This window comes from Flavobacterium oncorhynchi, assembly GCF_002217355.1.
Taxonomy (GTDB): domain Bacteria; phylum Bacteroidota; class Bacteroidia; order Flavobacteriales; family Flavobacteriaceae; genus Flavobacterium; species Flavobacterium oncorhynchi.
In genome coordinates this window covers 176,826-193,782 of the sequence record NZ_MUHA01000005.1, presented here as the reverse complement: position 1 = coordinate 193,782, position 16,957 = coordinate 176,826, and the positions used below count along the sequence as shown (strand labels likewise).

The 16,957-nt window shown below is 34.3% G+C and carries 17 protein-coding genes; 12 read left to right on the top strand and 5 right to left on the bottom strand.

Going from position 1 to position 16,957, the window contains the following annotated elements; all coding sequences use genetic code 11:
• Positions 1-52: 52 nt before the first annotated feature.
• Positions 53-364 carry a rhodanese-like domain-containing protein gene (locus B0A75_RS04135; RefSeq protein ID WP_071634709.1) on the bottom strand — a complete coding sequence of 104 codons (312 nt, stop codon included), beginning with the start codon at positions 362-364 and terminating at the stop codon, positions 53-55.
• 359 nt (positions 365-723) lie between these two features.
• On the opposite strand from B0A75_RS04135, the gene B0A75_RS04130 reads away from it, so the two are divergent.
• Both B0A75_RS04130 and B0A75_RS04125 read left to right on the top strand, forming a co-directional pair.
• Entirely contained in the window at positions 724-1,350 is a 627-nt protein-coding gene (locus B0A75_RS04130; RefSeq protein ID WP_089053017.1) for a Crp/Fnr family transcriptional regulator, read from the top strand.
• Between the two features lie 233 nt (positions 1,351-1,583).
• Positions 1,584-2,369: a sulfite exporter TauE/SafE family protein gene (locus B0A75_RS04125; protein ID WP_089053016.1), complete on the top strand. Its 786-nt coding sequence runs from the start codon at positions 1,584-1,586 to the stop codon at positions 2,367-2,369.
• Between the two features lie 212 nt (positions 2,370-2,581).
• Here B0A75_RS04125 and B0A75_RS04120 read toward each other — a convergent pair whose 3' ends face one another.
• The 4 genes from B0A75_RS04120 to B0A75_RS04105 form a co-directional block, all read right to left on the bottom strand.
• Positions 2,582-3,037 carry a GNAT family N-acetyltransferase gene (locus B0A75_RS04120; protein WP_089053015.1) on the bottom strand — a complete coding sequence of 152 codons (456 nt, stop codon included), beginning with the start codon at positions 3,035-3,037 and terminating at the stop codon, positions 2,582-2,584.
• 290 nt (positions 3,038-3,327) lie between these two features.
• Positions 3,328-4,404, bottom strand: coding sequence for a cytochrome d ubiquinol oxidase subunit II (gene cydB, locus B0A75_RS04115; RefSeq protein WP_089053014.1), 1,077 nt, complete (start codon positions 4,402-4,404; stop codon positions 3,328-3,330).
• 2 nt (positions 4,405-4,406) lie between these two features.
• The gene (locus B0A75_RS04110) at positions 4,407-5,750 is read right to left on the bottom strand and encodes a cytochrome ubiquinol oxidase subunit I (protein WP_089053013.1); all 1,344 of its coding nucleotides are present in this window, start codon (positions 5,748-5,750) and stop codon (positions 4,407-4,409) included.
• A 273-nt stretch (positions 5,751-6,023) separates the two neighbouring features.
• On the bottom strand, positions 6,024-6,617 hold the full coding sequence (locus B0A75_RS04105) for an HD domain-containing protein (RefSeq protein ID WP_089053012.1): 594 nt from the start codon (positions 6,615-6,617) through the stop codon (positions 6,024-6,026).
• Between the two features lie 188 nt (positions 6,618-6,805).
• Between B0A75_RS04105 and B0A75_RS04100 the strand changes: the two genes are divergently transcribed.
• The 10 genes from B0A75_RS04100 to B0A75_RS04055 all read left to right on the top strand — a co-directional run bounded on the left by B0A75_RS04100 (position 6,806) and on the right by B0A75_RS04055 (position 16,939).
• Entirely contained in the window at positions 6,806-8,221 is a 1,416-nt protein-coding gene (locus tag B0A75_RS04100; RefSeq protein ID WP_089053011.1) for an MBL fold metallo-hydrolase, read from the top strand.
• 101 nt (positions 8,222-8,322) lie between these two features.
• Positions 8,323-8,886 carry a YeeE/YedE family protein gene (locus tag B0A75_RS04095; RefSeq protein ID WP_089053010.1) on the top strand — a complete coding sequence of 188 codons (564 nt, stop codon included), beginning with the start codon at positions 8,323-8,325 and terminating at the stop codon, positions 8,884-8,886.
• A 10-nt stretch (positions 8,887-8,896) separates the two neighbouring features.
• Positions 8,897-9,376, top strand: a complete 480-nt coding sequence (locus B0A75_RS04090; protein ID WP_089053009.1) for a DUF6691 family protein — start codon at positions 8,897-8,899, stop codon at positions 9,374-9,376.
• A 201-nt stretch (positions 9,377-9,577) separates the two neighbouring features.
• Complete coding sequence (locus B0A75_RS04085) at positions 9,578-11,155, top strand: glycerol-3-phosphate dehydrogenase/oxidase (RefSeq protein ID WP_089053008.1); 1,578 nt, start codon at positions 9,578-9,580, stop codon at positions 11,153-11,155.
• Between the two features lie 29 nt (positions 11,156-11,184).
• Positions 11,185-12,681: a glycerol kinase GlpK gene (gene glpK / locus B0A75_RS04080; RefSeq protein ID WP_089053007.1), complete on the top strand. Its 1,497-nt coding sequence runs from the start codon at positions 11,185-11,187 to the stop codon at positions 12,679-12,681.
• A gap of 17 nt (positions 12,682-12,698) precedes the next feature.
• Complete coding sequence (locus B0A75_RS04075; protein WP_089053006.1) at positions 12,699-13,430, top strand: MIP/aquaporin family protein; 732 nt, start codon at positions 12,699-12,701, stop codon at positions 13,428-13,430.
• 331 nt (positions 13,431-13,761) lie between these two features.
• The gene (locus B0A75_RS04070) at positions 13,762-14,223 is read left to right on the top strand and encodes a MarR family winged helix-turn-helix transcriptional regulator (RefSeq protein ID WP_089053005.1); all 462 of its coding nucleotides are present in this window, start codon (positions 13,762-13,764) and stop codon (positions 14,221-14,223) included.
• Positions 14,224-14,227: 4 nt separating this feature from the next.
• A complete protein-coding gene (locus B0A75_RS04065; RefSeq protein WP_089053004.1) occupies positions 14,228-14,860 on the top strand; it encodes an NAD(P)H-dependent oxidoreductase in 633 nt (210 codons plus the stop codon).
• A gap of 31 nt (positions 14,861-14,891) precedes the next feature.
• Positions 14,892-15,458: a YceI family protein gene (locus B0A75_RS04060; protein WP_089053003.1), complete on the top strand. Its 567-nt coding sequence runs from the start codon at positions 14,892-14,894 to the stop codon at positions 15,456-15,458.
• 200 nt (positions 15,459-15,658) lie between these two features.
• Positions 15,659-16,939 carry a hypothetical protein gene (locus B0A75_RS04055; protein WP_089053002.1) on the top strand — a complete coding sequence of 427 codons (1,281 nt, stop codon included), beginning with the start codon at positions 15,659-15,661 and terminating at the stop codon, positions 16,937-16,939.
• The last annotated feature ends 18 nt before the right edge of the window (positions 16,940-16,957 follow it).

Here is a 16,957-nt window from a genome sequence, read left to right as displayed (position 1 = left end):
TATTAATAGCATTATAATGAAAAAAGAGGCTTTAATTGCCTCTTCTTCTCTTTTATGGTTGTACGGTTTCGCCTTCCCAATCCAGTATACCACCAAGCAGATTATAGGCATTTTCGATACCCAATTCGTTCATAATCTGACAAGCTTTGGCACTTCTAGCTCCAGAACGACAATACACATAGTAATTTTTGTTTTTATCTAATTCTTCAATTTCATAAATAAAACCCTGACCTTTATTGATATCAATGTTTAAAGCATTTTCAATATAGCCATCATTAAATTCGTCCTCAGTTCTTACGTCCAGTATAACTGCATTCTCGTCAGCAGCCAGCTGATTAACCCAATCTTCTTGTGATAAATTCATAATAAATGTGTTTTTGTAAAATTACGACGTTTCTACTCATGAAAAACGTACCAAATGCGATTTCGATTATTATTCTCAGAAAACGTTTTAGAGAAATTATTATAATCAGTGAAAGGCAAATTTACTCACTATTTTTAAAAATATAACCTATAAAATCGATAGAAAATAGGATTTTTTCATTTAAGCAAAATACCTGTTAATTATAATTTTACCACAATTAATGCCAGCAGAATCCATTATCTTTGTAAAAAATTATAATTTTTAATTCGATTTTGACAATAATACCAGCCTAAAATTTCATAAATTCTCACAAATAAATTAGTGTTAATTTGTGAAATTCACGGCAAAAAAACGATACAATGCAACATTCATTAAAAAATACCTTTCCTAATTTCTCCAGTGAACTTATTGCTACTATTGAAGAAAACGGAAGTCTTCAAGATTTTGAAGCCGGAACAATTTTGATGCGAACCGGACAGTACATTAAAAACACGGTTTTGATTACTAAAGGAAAAATAAAAATTTATCGCGAAGGCGAAGATGGAGGTGAATTTTTAATGTATTATCTTCAACCTGGACAAGCCTGCGCGATCTCTATGATTTGCACAGCTAAAAGCGAAAAAAGCCAGATTATGGCCAAAGTAGTCGAAGACGTTTCTGTCATGATGATTCCGCTGCAAATGATGGACAAATGGATGATGGAACACAGATCTTGGTACGAATTTGTAATCGAAACTTATAGAAGCCGCTTTGAGGAAGTACTAGAAGTTGTCGACAATATTGCTTTCCGTTCTATGGATGAACGTTTAGAATTTTACTTAAAAAGACATTCTGATGCCTGCGGCTGTTCACAAGTTAATCTTTCACATCAGGAAATAGCAACAGAATTAAATACATCCCGAGAGGTTGTTTCCAGATTACTAAAAAAAATGGAGCAGCGAGGTTTAGTCAAACTCAACCGAAATCAAATTGAACTTTTGAAATAAGTTTGCCTCGAATTTCACCAATTTTCACGAATTACACTGTCACATTGAGCGAAGTCGAAATGCTATGCGGATTCTCTCCTGAATCTTCGGGATGCTCAAACTGACAATAGTTTCAACAAATCAAATTCGTAAAAATTGGTGTAATTCGCGGCAAAAAACAAAAACATTCTTCTGTGATAAATGTTACCGTAGAATTCTAATTTCTGAAGCAACTTTGCATAAAAATAAATACAATGGAATATTTAGGCTATTTTGCTTCAATCATTATCGGAATTTCTCTTGGCTTAATTGGCGGCGGCGGTTCTATCTTGACTATTCCTATTTTGGTGTATTTGTTTAAAGTAAATCCAGAACAAGCAACTTCGTACTCTTTATTTATTGTTGGCTTAACGGCTTTATTCGGCAGTTACAGTCATTATAAAATGGGAAATCTAAAACTCAAATCGGCATTATATTTTGCAATACCTTCTGTAATTTCAATACTGATTATTCGTGAAGTTATTTTTCCTAAAATTGCTTCTACTCTATTTTCAATTGCCTCTTATTCCGTTTCAAAAGATTTTCTGATTATGATTGTCTTTTCGGTTTTGATGATAACAGCCGCGATTTCGATGATTCGAAAACCGCAGCCCGAAATAAAAACTGCCGAAACCAATTATCTGCAATTAAGTTTCATTGGCTTTTTGGTCGGAATCGTCACAGGATTTCTTGGAGCCGGCGGCGGATTTTTAATCATTCCTGCACTTTTATTCTTTGCTAATTTACCAATGAAACAGGCCGTAGGAACTTCATTATTGATTATTACCATTAATTCCTCAATAGGTTTTGGAGGCGATTTATACATTGGAACTCCTATTGATTATACTTTTTTGTTAGGTGTTTCAGCAATGGCACTTTTAGGGATGTTTATCGGAAGTCAGCTTTCTAAAAAAATAGACGGAACAAAATTAAAACCGCTTTTTGGCTGGTTTGTTCTCGTAATGGGGTTTTATATTATTACAAAAGAAGTTTTATTTTAATATGAATTTCTTTCATGCAGATTTTTAAAGATTTTCCAATTTAGTTTACTTGTGGAGATCTTTGCCAAAGTCTTGAATTTTGACAAAGATCAAATTAAAAAATCCGTTTATTTTAAACAATAAACGGATTTCTTTTTAGGGTACTATATTCGTGATCGTATTTATCTTTAATTTAATACGGCTGTCAAAATTAACAGATTAAACCTTGTTGTTTATTTATCTGTTCGCCACCAATGATAATAATTGTGTAGGCCGTCGTATTCAAATCCGCAACGTGGATACAACTGATTGCCTATATCATTTGTTTTTTCTGTTTCCAACATCAAACCGCAGGCATTTGTTTCTTCACACCATTGTTTACTTCGATCAATTAATGCAACAGATAATCCTTTACCACGATAATCAGGATGTACAAAAAGATCACTAAGCAGCCATTGCTTTTGCAATTTTGTGTAATGAAATAATTTATAAAGCTGTACAAAGCCTACAGCTTTTCCGTTTGTGATCACTAGAAAAATGTCTGATTCATTATTTAACAATCGCTCTTTAAGAAATGCTTTTCCTTTTTCGACATCAGATTCCTGACGATAAAAAACACGATAAAGATTAAAAAGTTCTGCTGCTTCGTTGAGGTCTTCAAGACTTGCTTTTTTGATTTTGTAATCCATTATTATAAAATGTTTTAATTAAAAAAAGCGAAAATATCTTAAAGATCAAACAACTTTATAGTCCAGTTTATTTAAAACATGGTCATCCAGCATTTAATTGAATCTCTTTTATCTTTTTGAACAAAATAACTTCATGTTTAAAATCAATTATTCTTTTCAATTTAAATAGTTTTTAGCGCTTTTTTTCTAAAGCCTGTCGTATATGAATAAAAAAAACCTCCAGTTAAAACTGAAGGCTATACATATAATTAATTAGTAAAAATTCGTGAATTCGTGGCTACAAAAACATCTTAATGCTCTCCATATCCAATATCATCCATTTTTCCGCTAAAAACCTTATACTGAATAATAAAATAAATGATAACTAAAAACAGCGCTATAAAAAACCAGCTCAATCCAACATTCAATCCATATTCGTGAGCTGCAGTATTGTAAATTGTCAGCGAAGGATTTACATTATTTGTTGAAGGTAAAACATTCGGGAAAATGGAAACTGCTGTTGAAGCAAATCCTCCCAGCAAAAACAAGGTTGAAAACAGAAATCCGTGACCATCTTTTTTAAACGAGCGCACTTTAAACAATCCTAAAATTCCAACAAAAGTCAAAAGCGGAAAAAACCAAAGAATAGGATTTTCTATGAAATTATGAAACGGTTTAGGTTCTATAAAATGCCAAATTTGCAAAGAAATACAAACTAAAATCAAGAGTACAATATTCAACTTAAATACCACATTTTTAAGCTGCGGATTCAAAGCTGAATTTGTTTTATAAATAATCCAGTTCGCACCGTGAATAGTTAGCGCCACGACACTCACAATACCTAGAAAAAGTGTAAACCAATCTATAATTCCTAATTCACTTGCCTGCGGACTAAACGTTGGATTCCATAAAGGCAGAAAGAAAAAATGTGCTTCTTGTGTAGAAACACCGTTTTGCACCATTCCGAGATTTACGCCACGAACAATATTTCCTAAAGCAATCCCGAAGAAAAGCGCCAAAAGTAAACTTGCAATCCCGAAAGCTTTATCCCAAATTGTTTCCCACATTGGATGATGAATCTGCCCGCGCATTTCAAGTCCGATTGCACGAAAAATCAAAAGCCACAAAATCATAATCAAAGGCAGATAAAATCCGCTGAAAGAAGAAGCATATAAAGTTGGAAAAGCAAAAAACAAAACACCTCCTGCCGCAATCAGCCAAACTTCATTGGCATCCCAAAACGGACCAATAGCACTTGTAATTGCTTTTTTATCTTTTTCTGTTTTTGCAAAAAATAAATGAATAATTCCTGCTCCAAAATCATAACCGTCTAAAACCAGATAAACAGCCAAAATTCCCATTAAAACTACGTACCAAAAAAATTCCATACTTATATATTTTCAGTTATGCCTTCTTGATGAGGGCCTTTATTGATAATTTTTCCAATCAAAAGCAGAAACAACATTCCAAGTAAAAGATACAAACCAATAAAACCAAGTAATGTAAACAAAGTATTACCAGATGAAACCGTTGGTGAAGCACCTGCTGCAGTTCGCATTAAATTGTAAACAAGCCAAGGCTGCCTTCCTAATTCGGCTGTATACCAACCTGTTGTATTGGCAATATACGGAAATGGCATCATGAACATTAACGACCACAAAATCCATTTGGTTTCAAACAATTTCCCTCTGATTAATTGAAAAAGTGAAATCATCATTAAACCAATAAACACCGTTCCAAGTCCCACCATAATATGATATGCATAATATAATCCAGAAATATTAGTTGGATGTAAATCTTCTTCAAACTGATCCAAACCTTTTATTTCCTGCTCCCAGTTTCCATAAGTAAGGAAACTTAAAATATTAGGAACCGCGATTTTGTTATCCAATTTTTTATCTTTTACATCGGGCTGACCTATTAAAACAATTTCAGAACCTTTTTTCTCGGTATGAAAAATCCCTTCCATTGCAGCAAAAGTTACAGGTTGATACTTTACAACATTTTTTGCCAGTAAATCTCCAGTTGGCATTGCAACGATTATACTCGAAATCAATCCGAAGATAACTCCCGTTTTCAAGAACAATTTCCCAAAAGAAACATTCTTCTTACTCAAAATATAAAAAGCTCCAATTCCAGCAACAACAAAAGAACTTGTTACCATAGAAGCTGCTTGATTGTGGAGATAAGAAGGCCAAAGCCACGGATTTAAAAACAAAGCTTGAAAATTATTAAGTACAAATTTTCCGTTTTCAAGAATTTCATAACCTACAGGATTCTGCATCCATGAATGTGTCGCAATAATTAAAAATCCGCTGGCCCAAGAACCAATGCAAATTAATAATCCAGTTACAAAATGCCATTTATGCCCAAGAAGTTTTTCGCCAAATAAAAATATACCTAGAAAAGAAGATTCTAAAAAGAATGAAAACATTCCTTCCATGGCAAGCGTCTGACCAATAATTCCTCCCGTTAATTCGGAGAATTTTGCCCAATTGGTTCCAAACTGAAACTCCATTGGAATTCCTGTTACAACGCCCATTGCAAAATTGAGGGCGAAGATTTTCATCCAAAAATGGGTGGCGTGATTGTATTGTTCGTTTTTAGTTTTTAAATATTTCCATTTGAAGTATACAATGATCAAAGAAAGTCCCATTGTAAGCTGCGGAAAAAGATAATGAAAAGTAATGGTGAAGGCAAATTGCATTCGGTCATAAAAGAGCATTTCTTCCATAAGTGGTAATTTGTTTATGAAGTTCCACAAATTTAACCATTACAACCCGAACAAAGCCTCTTAAAAAAAAGTTTATCTCCCAATATTCGTTAAACTTTTCAACAATTTAAAAGTATGAATTACACTTATGATTTATTACAATCTAACCAAAGTTTGTCATTTCGACCGAAGGGAGAAATCACACGCGATAATCAACAAAGATTGGGTTTACATTGTAGAGTTACTAGTGTGATTTCTCCCTTCGGTCGAAATGACAAGATTGTGTAAAGCATTTTATTCTTTTTTCAAAATTCCTTTTTCAACACTTTCATTAATTAAACCTTCTGCATAATTCCATAAGGATGTTGAACCATTTTTAATTACACTTTTTTTCTCGTAAACCTTATCATAATTCACGTCAAACTCTTTCCATGTTCCGCCGTTATTAGATGTGTTCTGCAATAAAGGCTCTAATCTGTCCATTGATCTTGCGAATTTCGCTTCGTTGGTTTCTCCGGCTTCAAACTCTTCCCAAATAGAAATCAATTCTTCAGCCTGACTTTTTGGAAGTAAACCAAAAATGCGATTCGCCGCCAATCGTTCCTCATCCGTATTATCATGACTTTTTACCGTATCATATATAAAAACATCACCTGCATCAATTTCTACAATATCATGTATCAAAACCATTTTTACCACTTTTAAAACATCAATTGGTTCATTTGAGTGTCCTGCCAAAACAATCGCCATTAAAGCTAAATGCCAGCTGTGTTCAGCATCATTTTCGCATCGATCGCTGTTGAATAGTTTTGTCTTGCGCTGAATGTATTTTACTTTATCAATTTCTTTTATAAAAGCAATTTGATCTAATAAGGCTGATGTGTTCATATCAATAATTTTCGTAATTCCGTAAAATTACAAAATGCTTTCCTTAATTAAATTGACTTTCACGGCATTTAATACTCAAATTTAATTTTAACTTTTTTCTCTAAAATCAAATTTCTGTAACATTAGTCACCCATTTTAAGAAAAAACTAGGTTACCTTTGTCTTCCCTATATTTTTAGAATTTATATCATGAAAATAGAACAAATTTACACCGGATGCCTTGCACAAGGTGCTTATTATATTACTTCAAACGGCGAAGCTGCGATTATTGACCCGTTACGAGAAATTCAGCCTTATTTGGATCGTCTTGAACGCGATCAAGTAAAATTGAAATACATTTTCGAAACGCATTTTCACGCCGATTTTGTTTCAGGACATATTGATTTAAGCAAAGAAACAAAAGTACCAATTGTTTATGGACCAAACGCTGCCTGCGAATTTGACTGCATTTCTGCAAAAGACGGTCAGGAATTTAAAGTTGGAAAAGTAACCATAAAAGTACTCCACACTCCGGGACATACTATGGAAAGTGCTACTTTTTTACTAATTGATGAAAACGGAAAAGATCACGCTATTTTTTCTGGCGACACTTTGTTTATAGGTGATGTTGGACGCCCTGATTTAGCTCAAAAAGCGGCAGGAATGACTCAAGATCAGCTAGCAGGAATTTTGTATCATTCGTTGAGAGATAAAATAATGACTCTTGCAGATGATGTAATTGTTTATCCAGCGCATGGTGCCGGAAGTGCCTGCGGAAAAAACATGAGCAAAGAAACCGTTTCGACTATAGGAAACCAAAAAGCAACCAATTATGCTTTGCGCGCCAATATGACCGAAGAAGAGTTTATTAAAGAAGTTACTGATGGTTTATTGCCTCCTCCTGCTTATTTCAGCATGAATGTAGCGATGAACAAAGGTGGTTACGAAAGCTTTGAAACAGTTTTACATAACGGAATGAAAGCAATTAAAGTGGAGGAATTTGAGGCTGTTGCCGAAGAAACTGGGGCTTTAATTTTAGATACTCGCAAAAGCGGTGATTTTGCAAAAGGATTTATTCCACAGTCTATTAATATTGGAATCAATGGCGATTTTGCGCCGTGGGTTGGAACTTTAATTGGCGATGTAAAACAACCTATTATATTGATAACCGAAATAGGTCTTGAAGAAGAAACGGTTACACGTCTAAGCCGCGTAGGTTTCGATTCGATTATCGGACATTTAGAAGGCGGTTTTGAAGCTTGGCAGAAAGCTGGTTTTGAAATTGATACTGTAAACAGAATCTCAGCAGAACAATTTTCAAAAGAATTCAACATTAAAGAAGATAAAGTTATTGATGTTCGAAAGGAAACTGAATATGAAGCTGAACATATTGACGATGCTTACAGCAAACCTCTTGCCTACATAAATGACTGGGTAAAAGACATTAACCCAAATGAACATTTTTATCTGCATTGTGCCGGCGGTTACCGCAGTATGATTGCAGCTTCTATATTGCAAGCACGTGGATTTAGAAATTTTTCTGAAATTGACGGCGGTTTTGGAGCCATCTCAAAAACAGAAGTTCCAAAGTCAGATTTTGTTTGTCAGAGTAAAATATTAAAATAAATTTGAGGTACAGAGAGGAAAAGGTTCAAAGGAACGAAGTTATTTCTTTTGAATCTGAACCTTTGAACCTCTGCCCCTATGAACCTTTGAACCTTAAAAATATGTTAGAAATTTTAAAAGAACCTTGGCCTTGGTACGTTTCAGGCCCGTTAATTGGTTTAACCGTTCCTATTTTATTGATTATCGGAAATAAATCTTTCGGGATTAGTTCTTCGCTTCGTCATATTTGTGCTGCTTGTATTCCAGCAAATATTTCGTTTTTTAAATACGATTGGAAAAAAGAAAGCTGGAATTTATTCTTCGTTTTCGGAATTTTTCTTGGCGGAGTTATTGCAGCTAATTTCCTTTCAAATCCTAATCCTGTTCAAATTACTCCTGAACTTTCAGAACAATTAGCGACTTACGGAATCACAGATCATTCTGGTTTAGTTCCTGCACAATTATTTTCTTGGGAAAGTTTATTAACCCTTCGCGGATTTATAATGATTGTTGTAGGCGGATTTTTAGTTGGTTTTGGAACGCGTTATGCCGGCGGATGCACAAGCGGACACGCCATTATGGGAATTTCAAATTTACAATGGCCTTCATTAGTAGCAACAATCTGTTTTATGATTGGCGGTTTTGTAATGTCACTTTTGATTTTACCATATATTCTTTCACTTTAAAATTTCAAAAATGAACAATTTAGAAAATAAAAATACAGACACAGAAGGAATCAACGGAAGTCAAATAAAAGATTCAGGATTCGCAAATCTGAAATATCTTATTGTTGGAATTCTTTTTGGAATTGTATTCGTAAAAGCAGAAATTATCAGCTGGTTCCGTATTCAGGAAATGTTTCACTTGCAATCTTTCTTCATGTATGGTGTAATTGGAAGTGCTGTTGTTGTTGGCGTAATATCTGTTTTTATCATTAAAACATTCAATATTAAAACCCTTCAAGGCGAGAAAATCGAAATTCAGCCAAAGACTTTCAGTAAAGGACAAATCTATGGCGGATTATTATTTGGTTTTGGATGGGCAATTACTGGAGCTTGTCCTGGGCCGCTTTTCGCTCAAATTGGTACTGGTGCAACTGTAATTGCAGTAACCTTATTAAGCGCCATTGCTGGAACTTGGTTTTATGGTTTGATTAAAGACAAACTTCCACATTAAATAAAATTCTTTCTACATAGTATAAACCCGACAGATTTCTAAAACCTGTCGGGTTTACTTTTTTTCAGAACTTAGGTTCGCAGCTTCTTTAAAGACAAATTTTCTTATTAAGAGTATTTCTTCATTTTTGTTTCATTAAGTTTTATTAAGTTTACTATACAAGATTTAATCTTACAAAAAACACCAATAAATCGATACTATATGAAACGCTCAGAACAATTGTCGAAATTAAAAAATACCCAACAATGGGATGTAATTATAATTGGTGGTGGAGCAAGCGGTCTTGGTACTGCTCTTGATGCAGCAAGCAGAGGTTACAAAACAATCTTACTTGAAGCGGTCGATTTTGCAAAAGGAACTTCAAGCAGAAGCACCAAATTAGTTCACGGCGGAGTTCGTTATTTAGAGCAGGGAAATATCCATTTGGTTATAGAAGCTCTAAAAGAAAGAGGATTACTAGCAAAAAATGCTGGACATTTAGTTAAAAATCAATCTTTTGTAATCCCAAATTACAATTGGTGGGGCGGACTTTTTTATACTACTGGATTGACTATTTATGATTTATTGGCGGGACGCTTAAGCTTAGGCCGATCAAAATATATTTCGAAGAAAAAAACAATCGAAATGCTGCCAACCGTAGAAGAAAAAGGTTTGGTAAATGGTGTTATTTACCATGACGGACAATTTGATGATTCTCGTTTGGCTATAAACATTGCTCAAACTGCAATAGAAAAAGGAGCTTGTCTTTTAAATTATTCCAAAGTTGTAAACTTATTAAAAGATGATAAAAACCAAATTATTGGTGTTGAAGCAATAGATCATGAAACTGGGGATCATTACGAAATAAAAGGTGCTGCAATTATTAATGCAACCGGCGTTTTTACAAATGCCATTATGAAACTGAACGATACGATTTACAAGAAATATATTGTTCCTAGTCAGGGAATTCATCTTGTATTTGACAAATCGTTTTTGCCAAGCGATCACGCTTTAATGATTCCTAAAACAAGTGACGGACGAGTTTTATTTGCAGTACCCTGGCACAATAGAATTGTAGTGGGGACAACTGATACCTTAATTAGAAAACACAGTCTGGAACCTATTGCTCTTGAAAGCGAAATTGAATTTGTATTGGAAAATGCGCAGCGTTTTCTAGCCAAAAAACCAACAAGAGCTGACGTTTTATCTGTTTTTGCAGGCCTCAGACCTTTAGCTGCTCCTGAAGAGGAAGGAAAAAGTACCAAAGAAGTTTCTCGAAGTCATAAAATCATTGTTTCTGAAACCGGTTTAATAACAATTACCGGCGGCAAATGGACAACATACAGAAAAATTGCGGAAGACATTATAAATAAAGCAATCAAAAAAGGCAAATTACCCAATAAACCTTGTGTTACAGAACATCTTTCTATTCATGGAAATAAACCTACTACGACTTTAGAAAGAATGAATCATTTGTACATCTATGGTTCAGATGTTCCTGAAATACTAGAATTACAAAAAAACGAACCCGAGTTAAAAGAAAAACTCCATCCGGATCATGAATTTACAATGGCAGAAGTCGTTTGGGCGATTCGAAATGAAATGGCAAGAACCGTTGATGATATTTTAGCAAGACGTGTACGCTTATTATTCTTAGATGCCAGAGCAGCAATTGAGTCTTCAGAAAAAGTGGCAAGAGTATTAGCAAAAGAACTCGGACACGATGAAGCTTGGATACACAAAGAGATTTCAAATTTTAAAGGAATTTCGAAAGGTTTTCTTTTAAAAGAATTTCAATAGACTTTTACTAACTTAAGAAAATATAAGTCATGCAAAATAAACTAATTCTGGCGCTTGATCAAGGAACAACTTCTTCTAGAGCTATAGTCTTTAATCATGGAGGAGAAATTGTAAGTATTTCGCAAAAAACGTTTAAGCAAATTTTTCCAAAACCCGGATGGGTTGAACATAACCCAAACGAAATTTGGTCTTCTCAAATTAGTGTAGCCGCAGAAGTAATTGCTAAAGTAGGAATTTCGGGCAGAGAAATAGCTGCAATTGGCATCACCAATCAGCGAGAAACTACTATTGTTTGGGACAGGGAAACCAGTGAACCTGTTTACAATGCTATTGTTTGGCAAGATCGCAGAACTGCAAAATATTGTGACAAACTAAAAGCACAAGGACATGCCGAAATGATTCAGACAAAAACCGGATTGCTTCTGGACGCCTATTTTTCTGGAACTAAAGTAAAATGGATTTTAGATAACGTTCCTGGAGCACGAAAAAAAGCGGAAGAAGGAAAACTTTGTTTTGGAACTGTAGACACTTGGCTTATATGGAAATTAACCCGAAGTAAATTATTTATGACGGATGTTTCTAATGCCAGTAGAACTTTACTATTCAATATACACACCTTAGAATGGGACGATGAGTTATTAGAACTTTTTGATATTCCAAGGGCCATGCTGCCTGAAGTAAAAGAAAGCAGTACCATTTATGGCGAGACCTCTACTACTCTATTTTCAACAAAAATTCCTATTGCCGGCGTTGCAGGAGATCAACAAGCTGCACTTTTTGGTCAGTTGTGTACAACTTCAGGAATGATAAAGAATACTTATGGAACAGGTTGTTTTGTGTTAATGAATACGGGGACAAAGCCTATTCGTTCCACAAACCATTTATTGACTACTGTAGCCTGGAAAATTAACGGCAAAACAACCTATGCTTTAGAAGGAAGTGTTTTTGTTGGAGGTGCAGCTGTGCAATGGTTAAGAGATGGTGCAAAAATGATTAACACATCAGAAGAAATAGAAACTCTGGCAGCCAGTGTTCCTGATAACGGAGGTGTTTATTTTGTCCCAGCACTAACTGGTTTAGGAGCTCCTCATTGGGATCAATATGCTAGAGGTGCAATTTTTGGAATAACCAGAGGAACTACCAGTGCACATATTGCCCGAGCTACTTTAGAAGGAATTGCTTATCAAGTTAATGATTTACTAAAAGCTATGGAAGCAGATTATGGAGGAAAAGGAAAAGAATTAAGAGTCGATGGCGGTGCAGCAACCAATAATTTACTAATGCAATTTCAGTCAGACATTTATGGAAAAACCGTTACAAGACCAAAAACACTCGAAACTACAGCTTTGGGTGCCGCATATTTAGCTGGACTTGCTGTAGGATACTGGTCAAGCTTAGACGATCTAAAAGAACAATGGTCAATCGATCGCGTATTTTCTCCACAAATGCCAAAACCAGAAGTGAATAAATTGGTAAAAAACTGGAATAAGGCCATTGGACGCGCATCAGACTGGATTGAAGAATAAAATTAAAAAACAAAAATATGACTCCTTTTACAGCAGAAATTTTAGGCACGATGTTAATGATTTTACTAGGAAACGGCGTTGTTGCAAACGTTGTACTTAAAGACACTAAAGGAAATAATTCGGGCTGGATTGTTATCACCACCGCTTGGGCATTTGCTGTTTTTGTAGGCGTAACTGTTGCCGGACCAATTAGCGGCGCGCATTTAAATCCTATTGTTACTCTCGGTTTGGCTCTTATTGGCAAATTTAATTGGAATTTAGTTCCTTCTTATGTTCTGGCTCAAATGATTGGTGCAATGTCAGGAGCCTTTTTAGTCTGGTTATCTCATAAAGATCATTTTGCAGTAACAGAAGATGAAGGAACAAAACTCGCCTGTTTCTCGACAGCACCAGCGATCAAAAATAATGTATCCAACTTAATCAGTGAAATAATTGCCACTTTCGTTTTAATTTTTACAATCTTTTATATTGCGGGACCAAGTTTAAAAATTGCAGCCGATTCTAATGCCACAATTGGTTTAGGAACAATTGGAGCACTTCCTGTGGCAATATTGGTATGGGTAATTGGTTTATCTCTTGGAGGAACCACGGGTTACGCTATAAACCCGGCAAGAGATTTAGGCCCAAGAATTATGCACACTATATTACCTATAAAAGGAAGTAGTAATTGGGGATACGCCTGGATTCCAATTGTAGGACCAATAATTGGATCTAGTTTAGCAGCTGCTTTATACCTGCTTCTAAATTAATCATTCCTTTTAATTTAAACTCCTTCACACTTTGATATTCAAAACCGAAAGGCTTAATTCCAAGGCTTCGGGACTGTTGGGTTTACTTTACGTCACAACTTAAAAACTCTAAAAAATTAATCTTACCTCTTCCCTTTAATTTTAAACAATCGTTAAATATCAATAGAGCAATATTATAAATTAAAATTTTACTTTATTTTTATACTAATTATATCGAGTTTATGGACTTGCTATTTCGTTTTAATTCAATTAACAAAAAATTAACACAACATTTGTATATACAACTATTAAAAGTTATACATTTGTATATACAAATTATACACTTACGACTATGACAATTGAAGAGGTTATTAAGAGTACAGTTAAGATGGATAATGCGAAAAAAGTTATTCTGAATATCATGTACACACAGAATGTGATTCAGGATCATTTCAACGAGTTGATAAAACCGTATGATTTATCTGGAGAGCAATATAATGTGTTACGTATACTAAGAGGACAAAAAGGAAATCCTGCTAATATGTGTGTCATACAAGAACGCATGCTGGCAAAAACAAGTAACACAACACGATTAGTTGACAAATTATTGCTAAAGGAATTTGTTACTCGAAATGTCTGTCCGAACAATAGGCGAAAAATTGAAGTTTCAATTACGCAGAAAGGATTAGACGTTTTAAAAGAATTAGATCCGAAAGTAGATGAGCATGAACGCGCGTTTGCCGAGAATATAAATCCTGAAGAATTAGAATTATTAAATCAATTATTAGAAAAATACAGAACTCAACAAAATTAATATTATGAGCACATTATTAGACAATTTGAACTGGAGATATGCAACAAAAAAGTTTGATGCTACCAAAAAAATAGCTCCAGCAGATTTAAATACATTAAAAGAAGCTGTTAGATTAGCTGCTTCTTCATACGGATTACAACCTTTTAAAGTTGTTCTTGTAGAAAATCCAGAAATTAGAGAAAAATTAAAAGCTGCGGCTTGGGGACAAACTCAAATCACAGATGCTTCTCATTTATTTGTTTTTGCAAATGACTTAAATGCAGGACCAGAATCTGTAGCTGCTTACATTAAAAACATCAGCGAAACAAGAGGTCTTCCAACTGAAGCTTTAGGCGGATTTGCAGATATGATGAACGGAGTTATCTCGAACTTATCGCAAGAGGCTAAAAATATCTGGACTTCAAAACAAACTTATATCGCCTTAGGAACTTTATTGGCTGCTGCTGCCGAATTAAAAATCGACGCAACACCAATGGAAGGTTTTAATCCAGCGCAATTCAATGAAATTTTAGGTTTTGATAAACTAGGTTTAAATGCTGCTGTTATTGCAACTGTAGGTTACAGACATGATGAGGACGAAGCTCAACATTACAAAAAAGTTAGAAAATCTCAAGAAGAGTTATTTATCACTATATAATTATTATTAATCCAAAATCAATTTTAACAACATGAAAAATTTAAAAACAATTGCAATAGCATTATTCGTAGCAGCGGCTAGTATTTCAGTAAATGCTCAAACTAAAAAAATCGATGTAAAAGCATCTACTATCAAATGGGTAGGTAAAAAAGTAACTGGAGAGCACTCTGGAACAGTAAACTTTAAAGAAGGAGCTGTAGTTTTCAAAGGAAAAAAATTAACTGGAGGAAGCTTTACAGTTGATATGACTTCATTAACTGCAACTGACTTAACTGGAGAATACCAAGGAAAATTAAACGGTCACTTGAAAGCTGACGATTTCTTTGGAACTGATAAATTCCCAACTGCAAAATTAGTTTTCAAAACTATCGGAGCTAAAGCAACTGATGTTTATACTGTAACAGCAGACTTAACTATTAAAGGAATTACTAAACCAGTAACTTTTGATATCACTGTAAAAGGAAACACTGCAACAACTGCATTTAAAGTTGACAGAACTAAATACGATATCAAATACAACTCTGGTAACTTCTTCGAAAACTTAGGAGACAAAACTATCAATGATGATTTCGAATTAGCTGTAGCTTTAAAATTCTAATTTAAGTCTTACTAATTCATCTATAAGAAAAACCCTAACAGATTGATTCTGTTAGGGTTTTTTATTTTTAACTTTTCAAAAACATAACGTTCTTAATACTAGAATAACGCTTTCATAATAACTACAGCCGTTTTAATTAACATTCGGCTTCTACTTTTGAGCATCTTAAAAATCAAAAACTAGAAATCAAAATCGTAGTTATGAAAACAAAAATACATATTGTACTTTTTACGCTTCTAAACGCTTTTCTTCTTCAAGCGCAACAACAGCCAAAAGGAATTATTGGCAGCTCAAACTGGATGAACAACTGGACTAACTTTAAGCCGGCGAATACAGAATATAATGAAGCCACCAATATTATTGCAGGAAATATTGACAAGGACACTAAATTAGTAAAACGCAATACTTATCAATTAGTTGGAGTTGTTTATGTTACAAATAATGCCACTTTAACAATCGAACCTGGAACCGTTATTCGAGGAGATGATAAAACCTGCGGTACACTTGTAGTAACAAATGGAGCCAAAATTATGGCCGAAGGTCTTGAAACGGATCCTATCGTTTTTACATCAAACAAAGAAATTTCAGAAAGACGTCCAGGCGATTGGGGCGGAATTATCATTCTAGGCAAAGCACCAATAAATACGCTTGGCGGTGTTCACATTCTTCCTTTCAATTTAGAACCTATGTTAAATCACTACGGGGGTTCTGATGCCGAGGACAACTCTGGAATTTTAAAATATGTGCGTATCGAATATTCTGGTCGTAAATTAAGTGCTTTAAAAGAACTAAACGGACTTTCATTGGCTGGAGTTGGGCGAAAAACTACTTTAAGCAATATACAAATCAGCTATTCAAATGATGATTCTTTTGAATGTTATGGAGGTGATTTGAATCTAAACAATCTTATTTCTTATCGAACTACTGATGATGATTTTGATTTTACTCAAGGTGCACAAATCAACATCAATAACAGTATCGCAATTCGTCATCCGTTTTCATCAGACATTTCAGGATCAAGATGTTTTGAAGTCGATTCGTATGATAAGGTTGAAAATACCGATATGACAAAAAAGATGACAAAGATAAACGCAAACAATATTACCTTAGTCAATCTTGAAGAAAACAATCAAGGTTTAGTAAGAGAATCTGTTTATGTGAGAGAAAATACGTTTTTCAATTTAAACAACAGTATTGTTTCTGGCTTCTCTCCTTTTGTTTTATTAGAAGGAAATATTGGAAACGGCGAAGTAAATTTGTCTAAACTAACGTTTAAAAATCTAATTGTAAACAATTGCACGGGTGGAATTACAAGCGAATCTTCTGCCAGTAATTCGATAATTCAAAACTATTATAATACTGCTCAATCTAACATAGAATACACAAAATCTAAAAATACAGAGCTTTTTATGCTTCCAAATATTAAAAGTAATCCAGATTTTAGAGCAAACGTAAACAACACGCTGGCTATTGGAAATTAAGGCATTAAACAGCATTTG